We start from the raw sequence: 19,840 nt of genomic DNA on the forward strand, positions 1-19,840 counted from the left end.
ACCGCATGTTTCAACCGCGAAAGATCAGTCCGCGACATCGCGGCCGGTAAGGCGCACCTCCTCGGCGTCGAGCACGGCTTCGATCCGGCGCAGCACGAGGTCATCGATGCGACGCCGGTCCCGCAACGCGATGATCTCGGCCCGTTCGCGGGCGATGAGCGCGATGCGCAGATCGCGGTACTGCTGCTGATGCCGCAGAATCGTGGTGGATGCGGCATCGGTGGATCCGGCGGCGTCCGCCCGCAACGCCGCCAGGTGCTCCCGGTACTCGGCGCGGGTGCGCTCGACGACATCCGGCGCCGCTCCTAGCTCGTGGGCTTCGTCCTCGAGGCCGTCCAGCGCGGCCTCGACGGCCTGGATCTCGGCGAGCCTGCGCTCCCGGCCGGCCGAGGTGTCGGTCTCCGCACCGGCCCAGCGGACGACGGCCGGCATGACTAGTCCTTGGGCCAGGGTGACGACGATGACCCCGGCGGTCACGAAGACGATGAGGTCGCGGTCGGGGAACGCCGAGCCGGATCCGACGCTCTCCGGAACGGCGAGAGCGGCCGCGAGGGACACTGCGCCGCGGAAGCCGGCCACGGCGCTGATCATCCGTTCCCGGGCGTGGACCCGCCGCCGGGCCTGCTGGGCACGGCGATCCAGCGCCCGGATCAGATAGGGCACGGTGAAGAACCAGGCGAACCGGGTGCCGATCACCGTCAGGGAGATGACGGCGACCGCGGTCAGCGCGCGAACGAGATCAGTCCCGTCGAGCCCCCGCGCGGCCGCGTGCAACTGAATCCCTACCAGGACGAACAGCGATCCGTTGAGAAGATAGGTGGTCAGCGTGAGAAAGCCGGTGCCCAACTGGCGGGTGTCGGCCGGCTGCCGGCGCGGCGCGACCTGACTGCGGATCAGCCCGTACACCACCACGGCGAGCACGCCGGAGGCATGGCAAATCTCGGCGAGCAGGTAGGCGGCGAAGGGCCCGAGGATGGTGATCACGTTCTCGTTGAGCGGGTCGTCGAGACGCCGGCGCACCTGTTCGAGGATCCAGGCGGTCACGATCCCGGCCAGTGCGCCCCCGAGATAGGCGAGCGCGAACAAGCCGGTCACGTGCGCCGCGCCTAGCTGCTCCTCCCCCACCGTCACACCGACGGCCAAGCCGTACACCACCAGCGCTGTGCCGTCGTTGACCAGGCTCTCGGCGCGCAGCACCGTCACCCGGCGCCGGGACAATCCCCGGGACAGCAATGAGCCCGCGGCCGTGGCGTCGGTGGGAGCGAGCGCCGCGCCGAGCACCCAGGCCGGGCCCCACAGCAGTCCCAGCGCGTGCGCAGCCGCGGCGACTGCCGCGGCTGTCGCGACCACCAGCACGGTGCTGTTCAGCACTACACCACGCAGGTTGCTGCGGATCTCCCTCAGCGAGGTGGACAGGCTGTCCCAGAACAGCAGGATCGGCAGGAACAGCAGCAGCACCACGTCCGGCGGCAGCGACACTTCCGACAGTCCTGGCACCAGCCCCAACAGCGCCCCGCACACCAGCAGTACCACCGGCGCTGAGACGTGGGCGCGCCGGGCCACCGTGGTGCCGGTCAGCACAGCAGCGCCGATGACCAGAAGGATGACGAGGGCGGACACGGTCACCGGCCTAGTTACGCCACCGGTCGCGCAGGTCGAGCAACTGCGCCTGGACGGCCGCCGGCTCACGATCCAACGGCATGTTATCGATGTCGAGGACGGCGTCCGGGCCGCCGAGTGCGTCGGGGCGCAGGGCCTCGAACAGTGGCTCAAGATCGGGTTGGGCCGGCCCCTGCTCCGCGGCGAGTTCAAAGGTCTTTCCTGCGGCCTCGGCCGAGGTGAGGCTCGCGACGAGCACTTGGGCGATCTGGCGGCGCGAGACGACGCCGTCGGAGGGATCGCCGGCCCATTTGCGGTCGCCTTGCGCCATGACGAGATGGTGCTGGTTGGCTGCGTTGTAGTCGAACCAGCCCGGGCGCACGATCGTGTAGGCCAGGCCGCTGGCGCGCACCAGTCGTTCCCCCCGGCGTTTCCAGTCGTGGCCCGGGGTGTGCTTGGTGACGCCGACAGTGGTCATCAGGGCGATCCGGGCCGGCCGCGGGCCCAGCACAGTGAGCGTATTGCGGACCGCACCGTAGTCGACGAGCTCGGCGTCGCGGGCGCCGCCGTGGGAGCCGTGGGTGAACAGGACAGCGTCGACGCCGTCGACGGCCTCGGCCAGGGTGTCGGCCAGGGTGAGGTCACCGGCGACCGCCTGGACTCCCGTAGGTAGAGATTGAGCGGCGGCGGGGTCCCGGACAAGGGCGCGGGTCCGGTGACCGCGCCGGGCCGATTCTTCGACGGCCAGGCGGCCGACACTTCCGGTAGCGCCGACGATCAGCACGGTCAGCTCTGCTGCGGGGTTCATGGGCGCTCCTGGTCGGGGGCGGCGAAATCGGTGGTGAGGCTGACTTTGCTCCAGAGGTCAATCTCGGCCCGCTGGTCGTCGAGAGCAGTGCCGATGATCTTGACGGCGTCGGAGCCGAGCAGCAGGAGGGTGGGTGCGCGGCCGGAGGTGACGGCGGTGATGATGGCGTCGGCGGCCTTGACAGGATCGCCGGGTTGGGTGCCGTGGGTGGTGTCGTTCTCCTTGCGGCGCTTGCCGGCGGTCTGTGCGTAGTCGTCGATGATCGTCGCCGACTGGGTCAGCGACCGCCCGGCGAAGTCGGTGCGGAACGCGCCCGGCTCGACCGTGAACGCGGTGATGCCCAGCGGCTCGACCTCCTTGCGCAGCGTGGCTGACATGCCCTCGAGGGCGGCCTTGGCGGCGGAGTAGTAGCCGGAGCCGGGGTTGAAGAACCGTGCGCCGATGGAAGAGATGTTGACGATGGTGCCGGCGCGCCGTTGGCGCATGCCCGGCAGCACTGCCTTGATCATGGCGACGGGGCCGAAGAACAACGTGTCGAACAGCTGCCGTACGTCAGCGTCGTCGCCCTCCTCGACCGCCGAGCGGTAACCGTAGCCGGCGTTGTTGACCAGCACGTCCACGCTGCCGAAACGGGCTTCGGCCCGTTCGACGGCCGCGCTGACCTGAGCGGGATCGGTGACATCGAGAGCGAGGGCCAGAGCCGTGCCGGGATGGGCGTCGGCCAGGTCCTTGACCTTGGCCACGTCGCGGGCGGTGACCACGGCGTTGTCGCCGCGGGCGAGGACGGCATCGGCCAGGGCCCGGCCCAAGCCGGTCGAGCAACCGGTGATCAGCCAAGTCGTCATGTCAGGGCTCCTTTCGAGTACGCAGCGCCAGGCTGGCGGCGGCGGTGAGAACGACGAGCACGGCGGTGACGGCGAGGCTGACGTGCAGGCCGGCCAGGAAGCTGGCCTGGGCGGCCACGACCGCGCCGAACGCGGCGACGCCCAGCGATCCGCCCATCTGCCGGAAGGTGTTGAACACACCGCTGGCGGTGCCCGCCAGGTGGTGCGGGACGCTGTCGAGGATCAGCGCGGTTGTCGGCGGCACCGTGAACGAGCCACCCACGCCGACCAGCACCATCACGGCTGCGACGAGCAGCAGCGGGGCGTCGGCCGGCAGCAGGACCAGGCCGGCCAGGCCCGCGGCCATCACCAGCTGGCCGCCGACGACTGGCACGGCCGGGCCGAATCGCCGGGCGGCGCGGGCCGAGACCGGGCTCAGCAGCGCGACCAGTCCGGTCATGGGCAGGAACAGCAGGCCGGTGACGAACGGCGACGCGCCGCGCTGCTGCTGGAAGTAGAGCGACTGGAGGAAGACGACGCCGTAGAAGCCGGCCATGTTGAGAAAGCCCACCGCCAGTGCCACGCTGACGACTCGTGAGCGGAACAGCCCGAGCGGAACCATCGGGTGCCGGCCCCGCACCTGCGCGGTCAGGAAGACCACGGCGGCCATGACGGTGACCGCGAACGCGGCGAGAATGCGGGGGCTGCCGTAGCCGAGATCGGCGCCTTCGATGACGGCGAAGGTCAGCGCACCGAGCGCGAGCACCGCGGCGATCTGCCCGGTCCAGTCGAACGGCACCACGTGCCGCGGCGAGTCGGCGGTTCCGCGCAGCACCAGCATGGCGACGAGGCCTACCGGCAGGTTGAGGAAGAAGATGATCCGCCAGTCGAGCTGGGTCAGCGCACCGCCGAGCACGGGGCCGGCCGCGGCCGCGATCGACCCGCCCATGGCCCAGTAGGCGATGGCTCGCGCGCGGGCCGCGCTGTCGTGGTAGGCGGCCCGGATCAGTGCGAGTGATGTCGGTGTGATCAGCGCGGCGCCGATGCCCTGCACAACCCGGGCCGCGATCAGCCAGCCCAGGCCCGGGGCGAGCCCACAGACCGCGGAGGCGACCACGAAGATCACCATGCCGATGCCGTACGCCCGGCGGGCGCCGATCCGGTCGGACAGGGTGCCGGCGAACAACAGCAGCGCCGAGAACATCAGCGTGTAGCCGGTGACGACCCACTGCAGCTGGGAGAGGGTGCCGCCGAGGTCGCGGTCGATGTCCGGCAGCGCGACGTTGACGACCTGGGTGTCGAGGGTGACGACCGCGAAGCCCAGCATGGCGACAAGGAGCGACGCACGGGGCCGCTGAACCGGGAGTGCCGCCGGGGCATTGGGGGCGGCGAGAGTGGTGGAGGAGTGTGACATGGGTGCCTTCTGACGTGGCGTCGGTGGATCTCTGTCATCCAGAGAACTCCCAGCCGGGGCTGCTAGGGAGACACCGTGTAAAGGGGTACCGACAGGGACCCCCTCATTCCGGATGAACTGCCTAACCTGGGTTTATGGACAACCGCAGCGAGGTACGCGCGTTCCTGAGCTCACGGCGGGCGAAGGTCAGCCCCGAACAGGCCGGCATCCCCGCGTACGGCAGCCGCCGGGTCGAGGGTCTGCGCCGCGGTGAGGTCGCGGCGCTCGCCGGGGTCAGCGTCGAGTACTACACCCGGCTCGAGCGCGGCAACCTCGCCGGCGCCTCCGACAGTGTCCTGGACGCGGTCGCCCGCGCGCTGCAGCTCGACGAGATCGAGACCGAGCACCTGCACCACCTGGCCCGGGCCGCCGGGCCGGCGCCGGCCCGTGCCCGCGCTCGCGCCGAGAAGGCGCCCGAGGTGCGCCCGGCCGTGCGCCGCGTGCTCGACTCGATGACCAGCGTGCCCGCCTTCCTGCGTAACCACCGCTTCGACATCCTGGCCGCGAATCCGCTGGGTAGGGCGCTGTACTCCCCCATGTTCGCCGCGAGCCCGGTCCTGCCGGTGAACTCCATGCGGTTCACCTTCCTGAACCCGCACGCTGAGGCTTTCTACCCGGACTGGGCGCCGATGGCCCGCTCGGCGGTCGCCGCGCTGCGCATCGCGGCTGCGCAACACCCACACGATGAGCAGCTGATGAACCTGATCGGGGAGCTGTCCATGCGCAGCGAGCCGTTCCGCGCCTGGTGGGCCGCGCAGGACGTCTACGCGCACCGGCACGGCTCGAAGCGTTTCCGGCACCCCGGGGTCGGCGACCTGGAGCTGGCGTACGAGGCGTTCGAGCTGCCCGGCGACGAATCGCTGACGATCCTGACGTATTCCGCCGAACCGGGCACCCCCTCCGGCGACGGTCTCGAGCTCCTCGCCGCCTGGGCCGCGACGCAGGAGAACGCCCCGGCCCAGGCTCCCGCGTCCTGACTTCAGCGGGTGAGCAGCCCGATGCGGCGCAGCCAGTCCTCGACGGCCGGCTGCGCGTCGGCGACCTCCTCGCCGCGTACGGCTATCCCTTCGCCCATCTTCGCGCCGCGGCACGAGGCGGCATAGTCGCGTTCGGTGGTGCCGAGACCACTCATGGCGTACGTGGTCAGTGGGTGGACGGTCTTGCCGTTGAAGTCGAGTCCTTCGACAAAGGTCGTCATGATCATCGGTGCCCGCACGTTCCAGATCGGGCTGCCCAGCAGGATCGTGTCGTACTCCTCGATCGAGTCGAGCGGGTTGGCGATGCCGGGCCGGGCGTTCGCGTTCTGCTCCTCGACGTTGCGCCGCACGGTCGGGTCGTAGTCCTCCGGGTACGGGTCGGCCGCTTCGATGCGGTGCACGTCGCAGCCGATCGCTCGGCTGATGTAGCCGGCCACGACCTCGGTGTTGCCGACCGTCAAGCGGCGTCGGCCGCCGTTGAAGTAGTTCTCTCCAGCCCGGGAGAAGTACGCCAGCAGCACTTTGCTGCCCGAGGCCGACGACGACGCCGCGGCGGTGGGCGCCGCGCTCGTGGCCGGTGATGCCGCCGGCGCGGAGCTGGCCGTGGTGTTGTCGGTGCAGGCGCCCAGGACCGTGCCGGACGCGGCCCCGGCGGCGCCGAGCAGGACTCCCCGCAGCACCGCACGACGCGGGTGCTTGTTCATCAGATCCATCATCCGTTCTCCGTTGTCATAGCGACGTGGTCGGCCAGCAGCCGTAAACCCTCCGCCGATGTGCTGCCGGGCTCGGCGCCGTACACGACCAGGGCCTGGTCGTCGTCGGCGGCCGGCGTGAGCACCTCGAAGGTCAGCTCCAGCGGGCCCGCCACGGGGTGGTGCAGGCGTTTGCGGCCGGTCGTGTGGGCGCGTACGTCGTGGCGGGCCCACCGGATCCGGAATTGATCGCTGCGGGTGGACAGCTGCCCGATCAGGCCGGCCAGGTCGTTGTCATGCGGGTGGCGGGCGGCCTGCACGTGCAGCAAGGCCACCGCATCGTCGGCCACCCGTGCCCAGTCGGTCCAGAACTGCCCGGCCCGCGGGTCGAGGAACACGAAGCGGGCCTGGTTAGGCCGGTCGTCATGGTCGTAGAGCGGAGCGAATAGGGCCCGGCCCAGAGCGTTGGCGGCGACCAGATCGGCTCGGCCGTTGAGCACCAGGGCCGGGGCGCCGGTGAGAGCGTCGAGCAGTCGCTGCAGGTTCGGGCGTACCGCCCGGCTCGGCCTCGCACTGCGGCGGCGGCGAACTGCGGGCCCGCAGTTGCGGGCGAGGTCGGCCAGGTGTTCGCGTTCGGTGTCGTCGAGCCGTAGGGCGCGGGCGACGGCGTCCAGGACGCTGTCGGAGGCGCCGGCGAGGTTTCCCCGTTCCAGCCGGGTGTAGTACTCGAGGCTGACTCCGGCCAGGGCGGCGACCTCGGAGCGGCGCAGCCCGGGAACCCGGCGGGAGCCGACCGTGTGCACGCCTGCTTCCTGCGGGCTGATGCGGGCCCGGCGGGAAGTCAGGAAATCGCGGATCTCGCTGCGGTTGTCCACATAATCCACGCTAGAGCGGTAACGGCCGACGAGGGGGTCCCTGTCATTACACCCTTGCGCAGGGCCCCCGTCGTCGCCGGACAAAGTCAGGGCATCGGTGCTTCGACGCCGGTCCCGGCCAGCACCGGTGCCGGGAGCCGCTCGCCGCGGATCGGGATCGCCTTGAGCGCGGCGGTGAAGTCGCGCAACTCATCGGGAGTGAAGGTGACTTCCTCGGCGCCGATGTTCTCCAGCAGGTGCGACGTGCGGGTGGCAGTGGGAATCGGCACGATCCACGGCTTCTGCGCCTGCAACCACGCCAGTGACAGCTGTCCCGGTGTGGCGCCCTTGCGCACCGCCCAGTCGGACAGCAGTTGCACGACCGCCATGTTGGCGGTCATGTTCTCCCGTGAGTGGCGCGGCACGGACGCGCGGAAGTCACCTTCGGCGAAGCGGGTGTACGGGTTGATGGTGCCGGTGGTGAAGCCGTACGCCAACGGCGCCCAACAGACGAATCCGATGCCGAGTTCTTCGCACAACGGCAGAACGCGCTCCTCGGCGCCGCGCCACATGAGGTTGTACTCGTTCTGGATCGCCGTCAGCGGCTGCACCGCGTGCGCGCGGCGGATCGTCTGTAGGCCGGGCTCGGACAGGCCCCAATGGCGGACCTTGCCGGCGGTGATCAGTTCCTTGACCGCGCCGGCCACATCCTCGATCGGCACCTGCGGGTCGACCCGGTGCTGGTACAGCAGGTCGATGTGGTCGGTTCGCAGGCGCTGGAGCATGCCGTCGACGGCCTGCGGAATGTGGTCGGGACGGCTGTTGAGGCCGCCTCGCTCACCGGTCTGCTGATTGACCTCGAAACCGAACTTCGACGAGATGATCACCCGGTCGCGGACCGGTTGCAGGGCCTCACCGAGGATCCGCTCAGACTCCAGCGGGCCGTACACCTCTGCCGTGTCGAACAGGGTCACGCCTTGATCGACCGCCGTGCGCACGATGCGGACCATGTCCGCGCGACTGCTGACCGGCCCGTACAGGTTGCCCGGCATCGTCTGGCAGCCCAGGCCGACACTTGAGACCTCCAGGTCGCCGAGTTTGCGGCGTGCGGCCAGCGTGACCGCCGTGGTCGCGGTGGTCGCGCCGCCGGTGCCAGCAGAGGGCGTGCGCTCGGCTGCAGCGGCCTGATCATCCGAAGTGCAGCCGGCGACCACGGGAATAGCGGCCAGGCCGGCCGCACCGAACAGGAAACGACGGCGGCTGTTGTTGTCAGACATTAAGCACCTTCTCGTTGTCAGCGATACGGGTGTGACTCTCACTCAAATGAGACCCGTATCTCCGGCAACGAGGGAGCCCCTACCAAAAGGGGTAAAAACAGAACCCCTCACAGATGTTTGAAATCCGCTGCAAGCCATTTCTCGCAATTCACAGGAAATTATCAGTCGACGCGGCGGCCGCCGAGCCAGGTGACCATCGCCGGGTCACGGTGGTCGAAGAACAGGCTGGCGCCGGTGTCGAGCGCGGCGATCCGGGCCATCTCGTCGCCGGTGAGCTCGAAGTCGAAGATGTCGAGGTTCTGCGCCATCCGGTCGGGGCGCACCGACTTGGGGATGACCACCACGCCTCGCTCGGTGAGCCAGCGCAGCACGACCTGCGCGACCGACTTACCGTGAGCCGCGCCGATCTCGGTCAGGACCGGGTTGGTGAACAGGTCGTTCCTACCTTCGGCGAACGGGCCCCACGACTCGATCTGCACGTTGTGCTCGCCCATCAGCTTCTGGTAATCGGCGCGCTGGAAGAACGGGTGCGTCTCGATCTGGTTGACCGCCGGGGTGATGTCGTTGTGCTGGATGAGGTCGACGAGCCGGTCGGGGTAGAAGTTGGACACGCCGATCGCCTTGGCCAGGCCCTCGCCGTACAGCTTCTCCATGGCGTGCCAGGAGCTGTAGTAGTCACCGAGCGGCTGGTGGATCAGGTACAGGTCGAGGTACTCGAGTCCGAGCAGCCGCAGTGACTTGTCGAACTCGCGGCGGGCGGTCTGCTCGCCGGTGTGCTGAATCCACATCTTGGTGGTGACGAAGAGTTCCTCGCGCGGGATGCCGCTCTTAGCGATGGCCCGCCCGACGGCTTCCTCGTTGCCATACGACGCGGCGGTGTCGATTGCCCGGTATCCGGCGGCCAGAGCGTCGCTGACGACCTGCTCGGTCTGCTCGCCGGGAACCTGGAACACGCCGAATCCGAGAATCGGCATCTTCACGCCGTTGTTCAAGGTGACTTCGGGAATGCGAACCGACATGATGGGAATTCTCCTCCGGCCTAGCTGCCAGGTGCCGACAACGCCAGGCTAGGCAACATCCGCGGGGTGAGGGGGTCCCTGCCGTTACCCCTTTGAACCGTGCCTGCCTTTCGGGGAACTTTCGTATGACTCTGGTGATCTCAGTTCCGCCATTCGCGAAGCCGCGCTGACGATACGGAGAGAAACGGGATGACGAGCACGACTACGAGACGAAACTTCCTCGCACTGGCCGCCATCGCGGTCAGCAGTGTCAGCGCCGGCGGATGCTCTCTGCTTCAGGACGATGAGTCGGGCCCCTCGGAGATCACCACAAACTTGGACGCCGGCCGGACCCTCATCGCATACCTCTCGGCACCGGAGACCGACGACCCGGACAACATGACCGCCGACGAGGAGAACAGCACCCACGTCGTCGACGGGAAAGTCCTCGGCAACGTCCAATACCTCGCCCAGCTGATCGCAGCCCGGACCGGCGCCACCACCTTCCGCATCGAGACCGCGGAGCAGCTGCCGCGCGACCATCAGACACTCGAGGACCTCGCCTTGCGCTGGCAGGAACAAGGCGTCCTGCCCGACCTCAAGGCGCTGATCCCGAACCTGGGCGACTACGACACGATCTTCATCGGGTACCCGATCTGGTGGTACGACCTGCCCCAGCCCATGTACACCTTCCTGGAGAAACACGAGCTCGGCGGCAAGACGGTCGCGCTGTTCAGCGTCCACGGCGGCAGCCGGCTGTCGGGCACCGACGAGACGATCACTCAGCGGCTCGCCGACTCCACCGTCGTCGGCAACGCGTTCACCATCTCGCGCGACGACATGGACAGCGCTGAGGACGAGGTGAACTCGTGGCTCGACGAGGTCATCACCGCGTGAAGCCGTACAAGCTCATCGTCCTCATCGCCTCCGCCGTCATGGCGCTCACCGCGCTCGCCTGGGTGAACCAGCAGCATGTGCGCGACCTGACACCACAACGCCCGGCCAGAACGGAGGGATTCTGACGATGGGGCGCAGAATCGTGTTCTGGATATTCGCGATCGCGTTCCCGCTGCCCCTCGTCTTCGCCTACGACGCGGTGAACAACGAACCTGTCCCGTTGCGGATCGACCTCTACTTCGGGCTCTTCGCCTACTCGTGGTGGCTGCTGTCGATCATTCTCAGCGTCCGTCCGCCCTGGCTGGAACGGCTCGTCGGCCTGCCGTCGATCTACGGGCTGCACGGCATGCTCGGGGTCCTCGCGCTCGTCGCGGCCCACCTGCACAGCGACAGCGCCTACGCGTCGAATGCCCTCGCCCGTGATCTGGGCAACTGGGCCTTCTACGGCGCGCTGGCCCTGTTGCTCTATTCGTCGTTCTTCATGAGCGGCTGGCTGGTCGACCGGTCGAGGCTCGCGCTCCGGGTCAAGCAGCTTTTCGAGGTTGTCTTCCGGCGTCAGCTGTCGCTGTGGATCCACCGGCTCAACCTGGTGCTCGTGGCCATGATCTGGCTGCACGTGCATCTGCTGGTCCGGGTGAATCAGCATTTCTGGCTGATGATGCTGTTCGACCTGTACACGGTGGCGGCGTTGAGCTATTACGTGTGGAAGAAGTGGATCGCCCGCGACACCTACCTGACGGGAGCCGTCGTCAGCAACGAGCCCCGCGGCGGATCCAGTCGTACTCTGTCGATCGCCCTCGACCGTGAGGCGCAGGCCGTCCGCCCCGGCGACTTTTTCTTCGTCAGTTTCGAGGGTTCCTCTGCGGTGAGCCGGGAATGGCACCCGTTCTCGGTCACCGGCGATGACCGGCACACCGTGACCTTCACGATCAGCCAGCACGGGGACTTCACCCGGCGGCTCGGCAACGTGCAGGCGGGCACCCGGGCGCGCCTGGAAGGTCCCTTCGGGCGGTTCGACTCCATCACCCGCGGCCTGGACAGCGACACCCCGTTGGTCTTCCTGGGTATGGGGGCGGGTGTGGCCCCCCTGCTCAGCCTCACCGCCGCCCACCACACCAGCCGCAACATCCACCTGCTGTGGGCGGTGCGCAAGCCCGAGGACGCTCACTACCGCGACGTGATCGACGGGTACCAAGCGGCCTCAGCCGGCCGTCTTCAGGTCACCACCCGCGTCGGCCGGTTCCGTCGCGAAGACCTCACGAGCGTGGTCTCACCGGAGGCCATCGCCCGGGGCGCCTTCTTCATCGTCGGCCCGAACCCGGCCGTACTGGCCAACCAGCGGTTGCTGCGGCGCATGGGAGTGTCCCCCCGGCGCATCCACCACGAGCGCCTCACCATGTAGCTCAGCCGCCGGTCATCGTCGCGACGTCGATGACGAACCGGTAGCGGACATCGCCGGCGGCGACCCGGTCGTACGCATCGTCGATCTCGTCGGCGCCGATCACCTCGACGTCCGCTCGGATACCCTGCTCGGCGCAGAAGTCGAGCATCTCCTGCGTCTCGGCGATGCCGCCGACCAGGGTCCCGGCGAGCGAGCGTCGGTTGTAGAGCAAGGAGAAGACGTCGAGGGTGATCGGCTTCTTCGGCACGCCCAACATCACCATCGTGCCGTCGAGCGCGACCATGCGGAGGAAGGCGTCGTAGTCGAGCGGGGCCGGCACGGTCGAGACGATCAGGTCGAAGGCGCCGGCGAACTCGGTGAACACCGCAGGGTCGGTGCTCAGGCGGTAGTCGGCGGCGCCCCGCTCGAGGGCGTCGGCCCGCTTGTCCATCGTCAGTTCGAAGACGGTGGTGTGCGCGCCCAGAGCCGCCGAGATTGCCACACCGACGTGCCCGAGCCCGCCGAAGCCGAGGATCGCGACCTTCTTGTCCGGGCCGGCGGCCCAGTGCCGCAGCGGTGAGTAGAGCGTGATGCCGGCGCACAGCAGGGGAGCCGCGTTCGCCAGCGGTATCACGTCGGGGATACGGACGACGTAGCCCTGGTCGACCACGATTTTCTCGCTGTAGCCGCCCAGGGTCTTCTCGCCGTCACGGCCGATCGAGTTGTACGTGCGAACATGATCGTTGCGGCAGTACGGCTCGAGTCCGGCCCGGCAGAACTCGCAAGTGCGGCACGAGTCGACCAAGCAGCCCACGCCGACCCTGTCACCGACCGCGAACCGCGTCACGTCGGAGCCGGTCGCCGATACTGTTCCGGCGATCTCGTGGCCGGGAACAATCGGGTACATCGTCGTGCCGAACTCGCCGCGGGCTCGGCTGACGTCGGTGTGGCAGATGCCGGAGTAGGCGATGTCGATGAGCACGTCGCCCGGGCCCGGATCGCGTCGTTGGATGCGTACGGCGTGGAACTTCTCGGCCGGGCCGCCTGTGGCCCGGCCGTTGACGGTGATCACCGCATCAGCCGATCGACTTGTATTCGAGGTATTCCTCGATGCCGTAGCGCCCGAACTCTCGGCCGATGCCGGACAGTTTGAACCCGCCGTGCGGGGCCCGCGGGTTGATCGGCGATCCGTTGATCCGGATGCGGCCGGCGCGCAGCTTCTTCGCCAGCGATCGGGCGCGGGCCTCGTCGCCGGCCCAGACGGCGCCGGCAAGGCCGTATTCGGTGTCGTTGGCGATCCGCAGCGCATCGTCCTCGTCGTCGAAGGGGATGATGACGACCACCGGGCCGAAGATCTCTTCCCGGGCGATGCGGGTGTCGTTGTCGCCGGAGAACACCGTGGGACGGACGAAGAACCCGCGCTCGAGTCCTTCGGGCGCCTCGGCGCCGCCGGTCAGCAGCCTGGCCCCGTCCTGTAGACCGGAGCGGATGTAATCACGAATGCGCTGCCGCTGAGTCGCGTTCGCCACCGGGCCGAGCGTCGTCGCCGGGTCGTAGGGATCACCCAGAACATAGCTCTCGGCCACCCGGACAGCGATGTCCTCGGCGTCGGCGAGCCGAGCGCGCGGGACCAGCACCCGCGAGAGACCCCCGCAGACCTGACCGGAGTTGCGGAAGGCGTCCTCGATGCCCACTTCGACGGCACGCTCGAGATCAGCGTCGGGAAGGATGACGTTGGCGGACTTGCCACCAAGCTCGAGTGCCACCTTCTTCACCCGCTGCGACGCCAGTTCCATGACCCGGCGCCCGGCGCGAACGGAGCCGGTGAGCGAGACCATATCGACCAGCGGGTGCGTCACGATCGCCTCGCCGACCACCGGGCCGGTGCCGGAGACGAGGTTGAAGACACCGTCCGGCAGGCCGGCGGCCTCGGCCATCTCCGCGAAGATGAACGAGCTCAGCGGCGCGACCTCGGTGCCTTTGAGCACAACGGTGCAGCCCGCGGCCAGTGCCGCACCAGCCTTCATGCAGACCATGCGCATCGGCCCGTTCCAGGGCGTGATCGCGCCGACGACCCCGGCCGCCTCTCGCGCGACGACCGTGTGACCGACCTGTTCCTCCCAGACCACCGACGACAGGCTCTCAGCGATGCCGCGCAGGTCGTCTACTGCAGCGTCCGCCTGAGACACCTGAGCGATGGCGTACGGCTGGCCGATCTCGCTGACGATCGCCCGGGCGATCTCGTCGGCCCGCTCGGCGGTGAAGCCGGCCAGCTTCTCCAGTACGGCGACCCGCTCATCCGTGGAGGTCTGCGACCAAGCCGGGAACGCGGCCGCTGCGGCCCTGGCGGCCGCGTCGACATCGTCTGGGGTGCCGGCAGGGATGGTGGCGACAGGTTCCTCGGACACCGGGTTGATCACTGTCAGGCGTTCGGTCCCGGTAGAGGGAACCCAGGCCCCGTTGATGAATATGCGGTGGCGCTCGATCATCGGAAACCTCCGTGAGGTTCGTAAATGCGAACTATTAATCGCATAGACGATTCCCGCTCACGCTAAAGCGCATCGGGGAACGATGTCAACGGGAGGTTTCCGGGGCGATGCGGCCTTGCTCAGAGCGCCTCACGCGGCGACGTCACATGCTGGGCCCACGCTCCGACATGCTTGAGCAGCAGCTTGCGGAGCCTCGCCTCACGCGGCGCTGCCTCCGCTGTCGGCCCGACCAGTATCGCGACAGCCACCGCCTTGCCGCCGCGGTCACGCACGACGCTGGCCAGCGCCAGCTGGGCGCCGTGGTGCCGGAAGTTCTTGGCCACTCCTGTCTTGACGATCTCGGGGAACTGCGAGAGGAACTCGGAGACCAGCTCGTCGTCCTGCCGGCGCAGATACGCCTGCCGCTCGCCGTCCAGCTGGGCCACCAGCAGCGCCTTGCCTCCGGCGGTGTCGATGAGCCTCCGACGGATGTCGCTGCGCGCGGCGAAGCCGGTCAACGCGTCGGTGCCGGACTCGCCGATGTAGATGAGGTGATCACCTGCCTGCACGCCGAGGAACACCGTCATCCTGGTCTCTTTGTGCAGCGCGTCGAGGTCGGCCTGGGTGACCTGCCCAGCGCGAATGTTGCCGCTGGCCAGAGTCAGGGCGTAGACGGCCGGCCCGAGGTAGAAGCGCTTGTCGACCTCGTAGAGCCAGCCCTTGTCCAACAGGCCCCGAATGAAGCCGTGCACAGAGCTCTTCGGCGCGTCCAAGGCTCGGGCCAGCTCGGCGAAGCCCATGCCCGGGTTGTAGACGACCTCCTCAAGGATCTGCGTCACTCGGCCGATGGTGCGGTGGCCGGTCGCGGCCCTGTCGTCGACGTGCTCGCTCACGGCCACGACCATACCGGATATCAACCCCGAGTTCGTAGCTACGAACCGATGAATCGTGGCGGGCGCTTCTCCACCGACGCGGCGACGCCCTCGGCGAAATCTGCGGTGCCCAGAAGCGTGGCCTGCGCGGCGGCCTCCACGTCCAGTGCCTCCCACACCTCACCGACCAGGCGGCGCCGCAAAGTCGCCCGGATGGCGACCAGCGAGAGCATCGACGACGACGAGATCCGCTCGGCCATCGCGAGGGCGCCGGCGCGGGGATCCTCCGCGACCTCGTCGCACAACCCGATCTCCACCGCCTCCTGCCCGCCGACCGGCCGCCCGGTGTAGAGCAGTTCCGCGGCGCGCTGCTCGCCGATCGCGCGGGCGAGCGTGACTGACAAGGCGAAGCCTTGGTGGAAGCCGAGACGTGCGAAGTTCGCCGTGAGGCGGGCGCGCGGCGCGGCGACGCGGAAGTCGGCCGCCATGGCCAGACCTAGCCCGCCGCCGACGGCCGCGCCTTGCACCGCGGCGACGATCGGTTTGCGTCCGGAGAACATCCGGAACGCCTGGCGGTAGATCCGGCGGATGCCGGCCTCACCCATGCCCCGCAGGTCGGCACCGGCGCAGAAGTTCTTGCCCTGCGAGCAGAGCACCACACACGACACCGCGGCGTCGTGATCGAGGTCCTGCAGCGTGTCGGCGAGTTCGGTCAGCAGATCTTCGTCGAAGAAGTTGTTCGGCGGCCGGCACATCTCCAGCACCGCCACCCGGCCTTTTCCCGAGACGCCGATGTGCTGGGTCATGGCCGGCTCCCAGTGGCCGTCGACTCGGCACGGGCCTGCGCCGCGATCCTGCCTTTGTCGATCTTCCCGGAGTGAGTGGTCGGCAATCGTTCCTGCCGGAGGTTCCATCGGCTGGGAACGGCGAAAGAGGCGAGGCGCGTTCGCAACTCATCGCCCAGTTGCTCTGCGGTTCGACCCGGCTCGACGACAACGACCGCCATAATCTCCTCCCCGAGATCCGCCGAGGGCACGCCGAACACGGCCGACTCGATCACGCCGGGAAGCGCGGCCAGCGCCTGCTCGACGGCGGCGGGCGCGATGTTCTCCCCACCTCGGATGATCATGTCCTTCGCCCTTCCGGTGATCCACAGATAGCCGTCAGCGTCGATATGACCGAGGTCGCCGGTGTGCAACCAGCCAAGGCTGTCGACCGGGCTGTCCTCCATGCCGAAGTAGCCGATCATTTGCGTGGGACTGCGCACGAGGATCTCGTCTCCGTCGGCGATCTTGATTTCGACCAGGGGCAACGGTTTGCCGCAGGTGCCGGGCCGCTCGCGGGTGTCGCGTCCCGAAGCTGCGGTCGCCTGACCGCCGTTCTCGGTCAGTCCCCAGCCGGTCGCGACCCGCGGCTGGACACCGGGCAGGCCGCTGTGCAGCCGGGCGAGGAACTCCGCGTGCACCGGGGCCCCGCCCACGGTGATCGAGCGTAAGGAGCTGAGGTCGCGCTGCAGCCGGTCGGGATGCTCGAGCACCCGCGAGACCATGGTCGGCACAGCGCTCCATCGGGCGATCCGCCATCGTTCGATCAGGCGCAGCGCCTCGCCTGGATCGAATTTCGCGGCCGGCATGACCAGCGTGTCGCCCACGACGATGGCGCGAAGCAGCGTCTGAATGCCACCGATGTGAAACATCGGGCCGGTGTGCAGGCCGGCGTCGCCAGTGTCCTGGACGACTTGGTGCGGCAGCCGCTTCGTGATGTGCAACAGCATCTGCAGACCGGCCAGCAGCGAACGGTGTGAGAGCACCACCGCCTTGGGGTGCCCCTCGGTTCCGGAGGTGAAGACGATCGCGGCAGGCGCGTCCTCGTTGTGGCCGGGGGCGTTCGTCAAGGGCTCGGCCGGCCCGGCGCTCGCGGCGACGTCGCAGCGCCAGGGTGCGGCCGCGGTGCCCGACGGCAGGGCCCGCGCGGCGCGGGAGTCGGCCAGGACGAGGACGGGATCGACCAGATCCAGGCAGCCGGCCAGTTCCTGCGGGCTCCACCAGGCGTTGCCCAGGACCGGCACGGCCCCAAGGCTCACTGTCGCCCAGAAGTTGATGATCCAATCGGGGCTGTTGAATCCTAGGAGCAGGATCCGGTCGCCGCGATCGGCTCCGTGGGCGGCGAGTTCGGCTGCCTTGGCGAGCGCCGCGTGGCGCAGCTGACTGAAGTCGAGCACGGTGTCGCCCTGCACGATGTGCGGGCGCATGCTCCACCGCTCAGCCTGGGCGAGCAGGCCGGCCACGTCGCGCGGTCGATCGGTGTAGGTGCGCAGCGGCACGCCGCGCACCAGCTCGGTGCCGATGGCCTCGCCCCAGAGCCCTCCTTCGGTCACGACCGCTCCTTGCTCGGCAGGACGACGGTGGCCGTGCCTGGCATGCAGTTCTGATCGCGCTGGTTGATCGCGCGAGTCTCCAGGTGCACCACGGCGTCGCCGTCGTCATCGATCTCCTTGCCGGTGACGGTGCCGCCCAGCCGGACGACATCGGAGAGATAGACGTGCGAGCGATATTGCCCGTGGATCGCCTTGACCCGTCCGGTGTCGCCGATCCAGTGGGTGAGCGAATGGATCTGCCAGCACGTGCGCTGGATGCCGACGTCGTAGGCGATCTGCGCGCCCTGAAGCTTCGCGGCGTAGTCGTTGTAGTGCACCGAGTACACCGGCTCGAGGGCATGAGTGTTGGGGTCGCGGAAGGCCCATTTCGGGTGTTTGCGATAGCGGCGCAGCGCCACGCCGTGCGCGGACAGCCGCGGGATCGGGGCCGCGCCCGAGGCGACGTAGGCGATCTCGTCGGTGAGGCCGATCGGGCCTTTGGTGATGGTGTCCAGCTCGTCGCCGATCTGCACGTCCTCCCAATATCGGGGTAGCGCGCCGCGCGGCGTCTCGGCGAGGACATCTTCCTCGACCTGGGCCAGTTGCTCGTCGGTCCACGGATGCGGGAGCTCGATCGTCCGGGAGCTGCGCCGCTTCTGCATCTCACCTCGTTCGAAACGCATCCGGGAGCAGATGAAGCGGGCGACGAGCTCGCCGTCGGAGTTCCAGTACTCCTGCCGTAGGTAGTCTTTGACCCGCCGGCCACCGAACGAGCTGTCGACGGGGTCGTCGAACCCGTCGAACCACACGCGTGCCGTGATCTTGTCGCCGACCCGGATCGGGGCGTGGAAGGTCACGTCGGTCTCGGCGTGGAAGCCGCCTAGTCCTCGCCAGCCCACCTGGACCGAGCCCAGGCAGGCGAAGATGAAGCTCGGTGGGGCGACGATCGTGCCGTACGGCCCGGCGGCGGCATAGGTCTCGTCGGTCCAGAGCGGATTGTCATCTCCGATGCCCTCGGCGAATCGGAGGATGGCCAGCCGCGTCGCGTACTCGTTGTTGACGCAGGCGTCGGTGCGCAGCTCGGTGCCGATGAGATTACGCATGTCGGTCAGCATCTCGTCGGTGAACTTGCCGGCCGCCAGTTCCTTGCCGAAGGTGGCGTCGGAGGGGCTGTCAGTGGTGGTCATGGCTGTCCTTCGCCGAAGGGTCGGGTGTTACCAAGCAGCGTTCAGAAGGGCACGGACATCCCCGGCGTCGGGCACCCGCGCCGCGGCGGTCAGCGCCCAGTCGTCCATGGCATGCGTGCCGGTTTCTTCCAGAGCGGCCGAGGAGATGCCGACGTCGCGGAGCCGGGCCGGCACCTCGAAGACGGTGAGCAGCCGCTCGACCTCGGTGATCACCGCGGACGGGCTCTTGTCGGCCAGGCCGAGGTAGTCGGCCATCGCGGTCAGCCGATCGCCGGTGACCTCCGCGACGAATCTCAGGGCATGCGGCAGCAGCAGAGCCTCGACCACTCCGCTGGGCACCGAGGACCGCGGCCCGGCCGCATGCGAGAGCGCTTGAGCGAGGCCGCCGCCGGTGGCGTCAGTGCCCTGACCGGCGAGGATCGCGGCAAGCATCAATTGCAGGCGCGGCTCTGCGTGGCCCGGCTCTTTCCGGGTACGGGGCAGCCAGGTGACGACCGCACGCAACGCGTGCGCGAGCAGGGCGTCCGCGAGCGGGTCGGCCGTCCGCGAGGCCAGCCCCTCGACCGCCATCGAGAAGACGTTGAGCGCCGCCGACGAGATCAGTTCCGGAGGGGCGGTCGACGCCATCATGGGGTCGAGCATCACGCCCTGGGCACGGGCCTTCGGGTCGAAGAGTGCGAACCGCTCACCGGTCGCCGGGTCACGGACCGCGGCGCCGGCCTTCGCGTACGCGGTCGTCGGAGTGGTGGCCACCACCCACTGCGGCAGCTTCGGCGCGGACAGCCGTGGGCTGATCAGCCTTCCGTCCGTTGCCCGCCGGGTGCACACGTCGCCTACCTCGGACTGCTCGGCCAGGAGGATGGCGGCGGCCCGGGCGGTCACCACCGCTGATCCGCCGCCGACGGCGACGATCGCGTCGGCATCGTGGGCGGCGAGGAAGTCGCGGGCCGCCAGCACGGACGGCACCGGGCTGTGCGCCTGGACGTGGTCGAACTGCCCGGCCAGCCGATCACCCAGCACGTCGTGCAAGCGGGCCAGGGCATGAGCGTGCCCGAGCATCGATTGCCCACACATGACCACGACTCGGTGAACACCGACCCGATCGAATTCACGCGGCAATGCCGCCAAAGCGGCCGTGCCGCAGAAGGTGCGGAAGGCCGGAGTCACGTGCCGGACGTTCAACTCGGTCTCCACGGC

19 protein-coding genes are annotated in these 19,840 nt (G+C 68.8%); 4 read left to right on the forward strand and 15 right to left on the reverse strand.

All coding sequences use genetic code 11. From position 1 onward, the window contains the following. Positions 1-24 precede the first annotated feature (24 nt). Genes ACQP2X_RS35740 through ACQP2X_RS35755 form a run of 4 tightly spaced genes read right to left on the reverse strand, consistent with a single transcriptional unit; the run spans position 25 to position 4,645 of the window. Positions 25-1,689, reverse strand: a complete 1,665-nt coding sequence (locus ACQP2X_RS35740) for a Na+/H+ antiporter (protein WP_498689501.1) — start codon at positions 1,687-1,689, stop codon at positions 25-27. Beyond that, positions 1,631-2,407, reverse strand: coding sequence for an SDR family oxidoreductase (locus ACQP2X_RS35745; protein ID WP_498689503.1), 777 nt, complete (start codon positions 2,405-2,407; stop codon positions 1,631-1,633). Before ACQP2X_RS35745 ends, ACQP2X_RS35740 begins: the two co-directional genes overlap by 59 nt. After that, a complete protein-coding gene (locus ACQP2X_RS35750) occupies positions 2,404-3,252 on the reverse strand; it encodes an oxidoreductase (RefSeq protein ID WP_498689504.1) in 849 nt (282 codons plus the stop codon). Before ACQP2X_RS35750 ends, ACQP2X_RS35745 begins: the two co-directional genes overlap by 4 nt. Before the next feature lies 1 nt (position 3,253). After that, the gene (locus tag ACQP2X_RS35755; protein WP_498689506.1) at positions 3,254-4,645 is read right to left on the reverse strand and encodes an MFS transporter; all 1,392 of its coding nucleotides are present in this window, start codon (positions 4,643-4,645) and stop codon (positions 3,254-3,256) included. 134 nt (positions 4,646-4,779) lie between these two features. Here ACQP2X_RS35755 and ACQP2X_RS35760 point away from each other — a divergent pair, with 134 nt between their 5' ends. Beyond that, positions 4,780-5,661, forward strand: a complete 882-nt coding sequence (locus tag ACQP2X_RS35760) for a helix-turn-helix transcriptional regulator (protein WP_498689507.1) — start codon at positions 4,780-4,782, stop codon at positions 5,659-5,661. Between the two features lie 2 nt (positions 5,662-5,663). Here the strand turns inward: ACQP2X_RS35760 and ACQP2X_RS35765 are convergent, their stop codons facing one another. The 4 genes from ACQP2X_RS35765 to ACQP2X_RS35780 form a co-directional block, all read right to left on the reverse strand. Next, positions 5,664-6,365 carry a flavodoxin gene (locus ACQP2X_RS35765; protein ID WP_498689509.1) on the reverse strand — a complete coding sequence of 234 codons (702 nt, stop codon included), beginning with the start codon at positions 6,363-6,365 and terminating at the stop codon, positions 5,664-5,666. Between the two features lie 8 nt (positions 6,366-6,373). After that, positions 6,374-7,228 carry a helix-turn-helix domain-containing protein gene (locus ACQP2X_RS35770; protein WP_498689510.1) on the reverse strand — a complete coding sequence of 285 codons (855 nt, stop codon included), beginning with the start codon at positions 7,226-7,228 and terminating at the stop codon, positions 6,374-6,376. Positions 7,229-7,314: 86 nt separating this feature from the next. After that, complete coding sequence (locus tag ACQP2X_RS35775) at positions 7,315-8,526, reverse strand: aldo/keto reductase (RefSeq protein ID WP_498689511.1); 1,212 nt, start codon at positions 8,524-8,526, stop codon at positions 7,315-7,317. A 119-nt stretch (positions 8,527-8,645) separates the two neighbouring features. After that, entirely contained in the window at positions 8,646-9,503 is an 858-nt protein-coding gene (locus ACQP2X_RS35780; RefSeq protein ID WP_498689513.1) for an aldo/keto reductase, read from the reverse strand. A 189-nt stretch (positions 9,504-9,692) separates the two neighbouring features. Between ACQP2X_RS35780 and ACQP2X_RS35785 the strand changes: the two genes are divergently transcribed. The 3 genes from ACQP2X_RS35785 to ACQP2X_RS35795 are packed head-to-tail and all read left to right on the forward strand — an operon-like array spanning position 9,693 to position 11,781. Next, complete coding sequence (locus ACQP2X_RS35785) at positions 9,693-10,379, forward strand: flavodoxin (RefSeq protein WP_498689515.1); 687 nt, start codon at positions 9,693-9,695, stop codon at positions 10,377-10,379. After that, a complete protein-coding gene (locus tag ACQP2X_RS35790; RefSeq protein WP_498689518.1) occupies positions 10,376-10,504 on the forward strand; it encodes a hypothetical protein in 129 nt (42 codons plus the stop codon). The genes ACQP2X_RS35785 and ACQP2X_RS35790 overlap by 4 nt, the downstream gene beginning before the upstream one ends. Positions 10,505-10,506: 2 nt before the next feature. Then, on the forward strand, positions 10,507-11,781 hold the full coding sequence (locus ACQP2X_RS35795; RefSeq protein ID WP_498689520.1) for a ferric reductase-like transmembrane domain-containing protein: 1,275 nt from the start codon (positions 10,507-10,509) through the stop codon (positions 11,779-11,781). A gap of 1 nt (position 11,782) precedes the next feature. Here the strand turns inward: ACQP2X_RS35795 and ACQP2X_RS35800 are convergent, their stop codons facing one another. The 7 genes from ACQP2X_RS35800 to ACQP2X_RS35830 all read right to left on the reverse strand — a co-directional run bounded on the left by ACQP2X_RS35800 (position 11,783) and on the right by ACQP2X_RS35830 (position 19,837). Next, the gene (locus tag ACQP2X_RS35800) at positions 11,783-12,832 is read right to left on the reverse strand and encodes an NAD(P)-dependent alcohol dehydrogenase (protein WP_498689521.1); all 1,050 of its coding nucleotides are present in this window, start codon (positions 12,830-12,832) and stop codon (positions 11,783-11,785) included. A 4-nt stretch (positions 12,833-12,836) separates the two neighbouring features. After that, the gene (locus ACQP2X_RS35805; protein ID WP_498689522.1) at positions 12,837-14,249 is read right to left on the reverse strand and encodes an aldehyde dehydrogenase family protein; all 1,413 of its coding nucleotides are present in this window, start codon (positions 14,247-14,249) and stop codon (positions 12,837-12,839) included. A gap of 119 nt (positions 14,250-14,368) precedes the next feature. Beyond that, positions 14,369-15,121, reverse strand: a complete 753-nt coding sequence (locus tag ACQP2X_RS35810) for an IclR family transcriptional regulator domain-containing protein (protein ID WP_498689524.1) — start codon at positions 15,119-15,121, stop codon at positions 14,369-14,371. A gap of 38 nt (positions 15,122-15,159) precedes the next feature. Next, a complete protein-coding gene (locus tag ACQP2X_RS35815; RefSeq protein ID WP_498689526.1) occupies positions 15,160-15,906 on the reverse strand; it encodes an enoyl-CoA hydratase/isomerase family protein in 747 nt (248 codons plus the stop codon). Then, positions 15,903-17,423, reverse strand: coding sequence for a class I adenylate-forming enzyme family protein (locus ACQP2X_RS35820; RefSeq protein ID WP_498689529.1), 1,521 nt, complete (start codon positions 17,421-17,423; stop codon positions 15,903-15,905). The genes ACQP2X_RS35815 and ACQP2X_RS35820 overlap by 4 nt, the downstream gene beginning before the upstream one ends. A gap of 50 nt (positions 17,424-17,473) precedes the next feature. Then, on the reverse strand, positions 17,474-18,643 hold the full coding sequence (locus ACQP2X_RS35825) for an FAS1-like dehydratase domain-containing protein (RefSeq protein ID WP_498689531.1): 1,170 nt from the start codon (positions 18,641-18,643) through the stop codon (positions 17,474-17,476). Between the two features lie 27 nt (positions 18,644-18,670). Then, positions 18,671-19,837 carry an iron-containing alcohol dehydrogenase family protein gene (locus ACQP2X_RS35830; RefSeq protein ID WP_498689533.1) on the reverse strand — a complete coding sequence of 389 codons (1,167 nt, stop codon included), beginning with the start codon at positions 19,835-19,837 and terminating at the stop codon, positions 18,671-18,673. Positions 19,838-19,840 lie beyond the last annotated feature (3 nt).

The sequence above is a fragment of the Actinoplanes sp. CA-131856 genome (genome assembly GCF_050956135.1).
Lineage (GTDB): Bacteria > Actinomycetota > Actinomycetes > Mycobacteriales > Micromonosporaceae > Actinoplanes.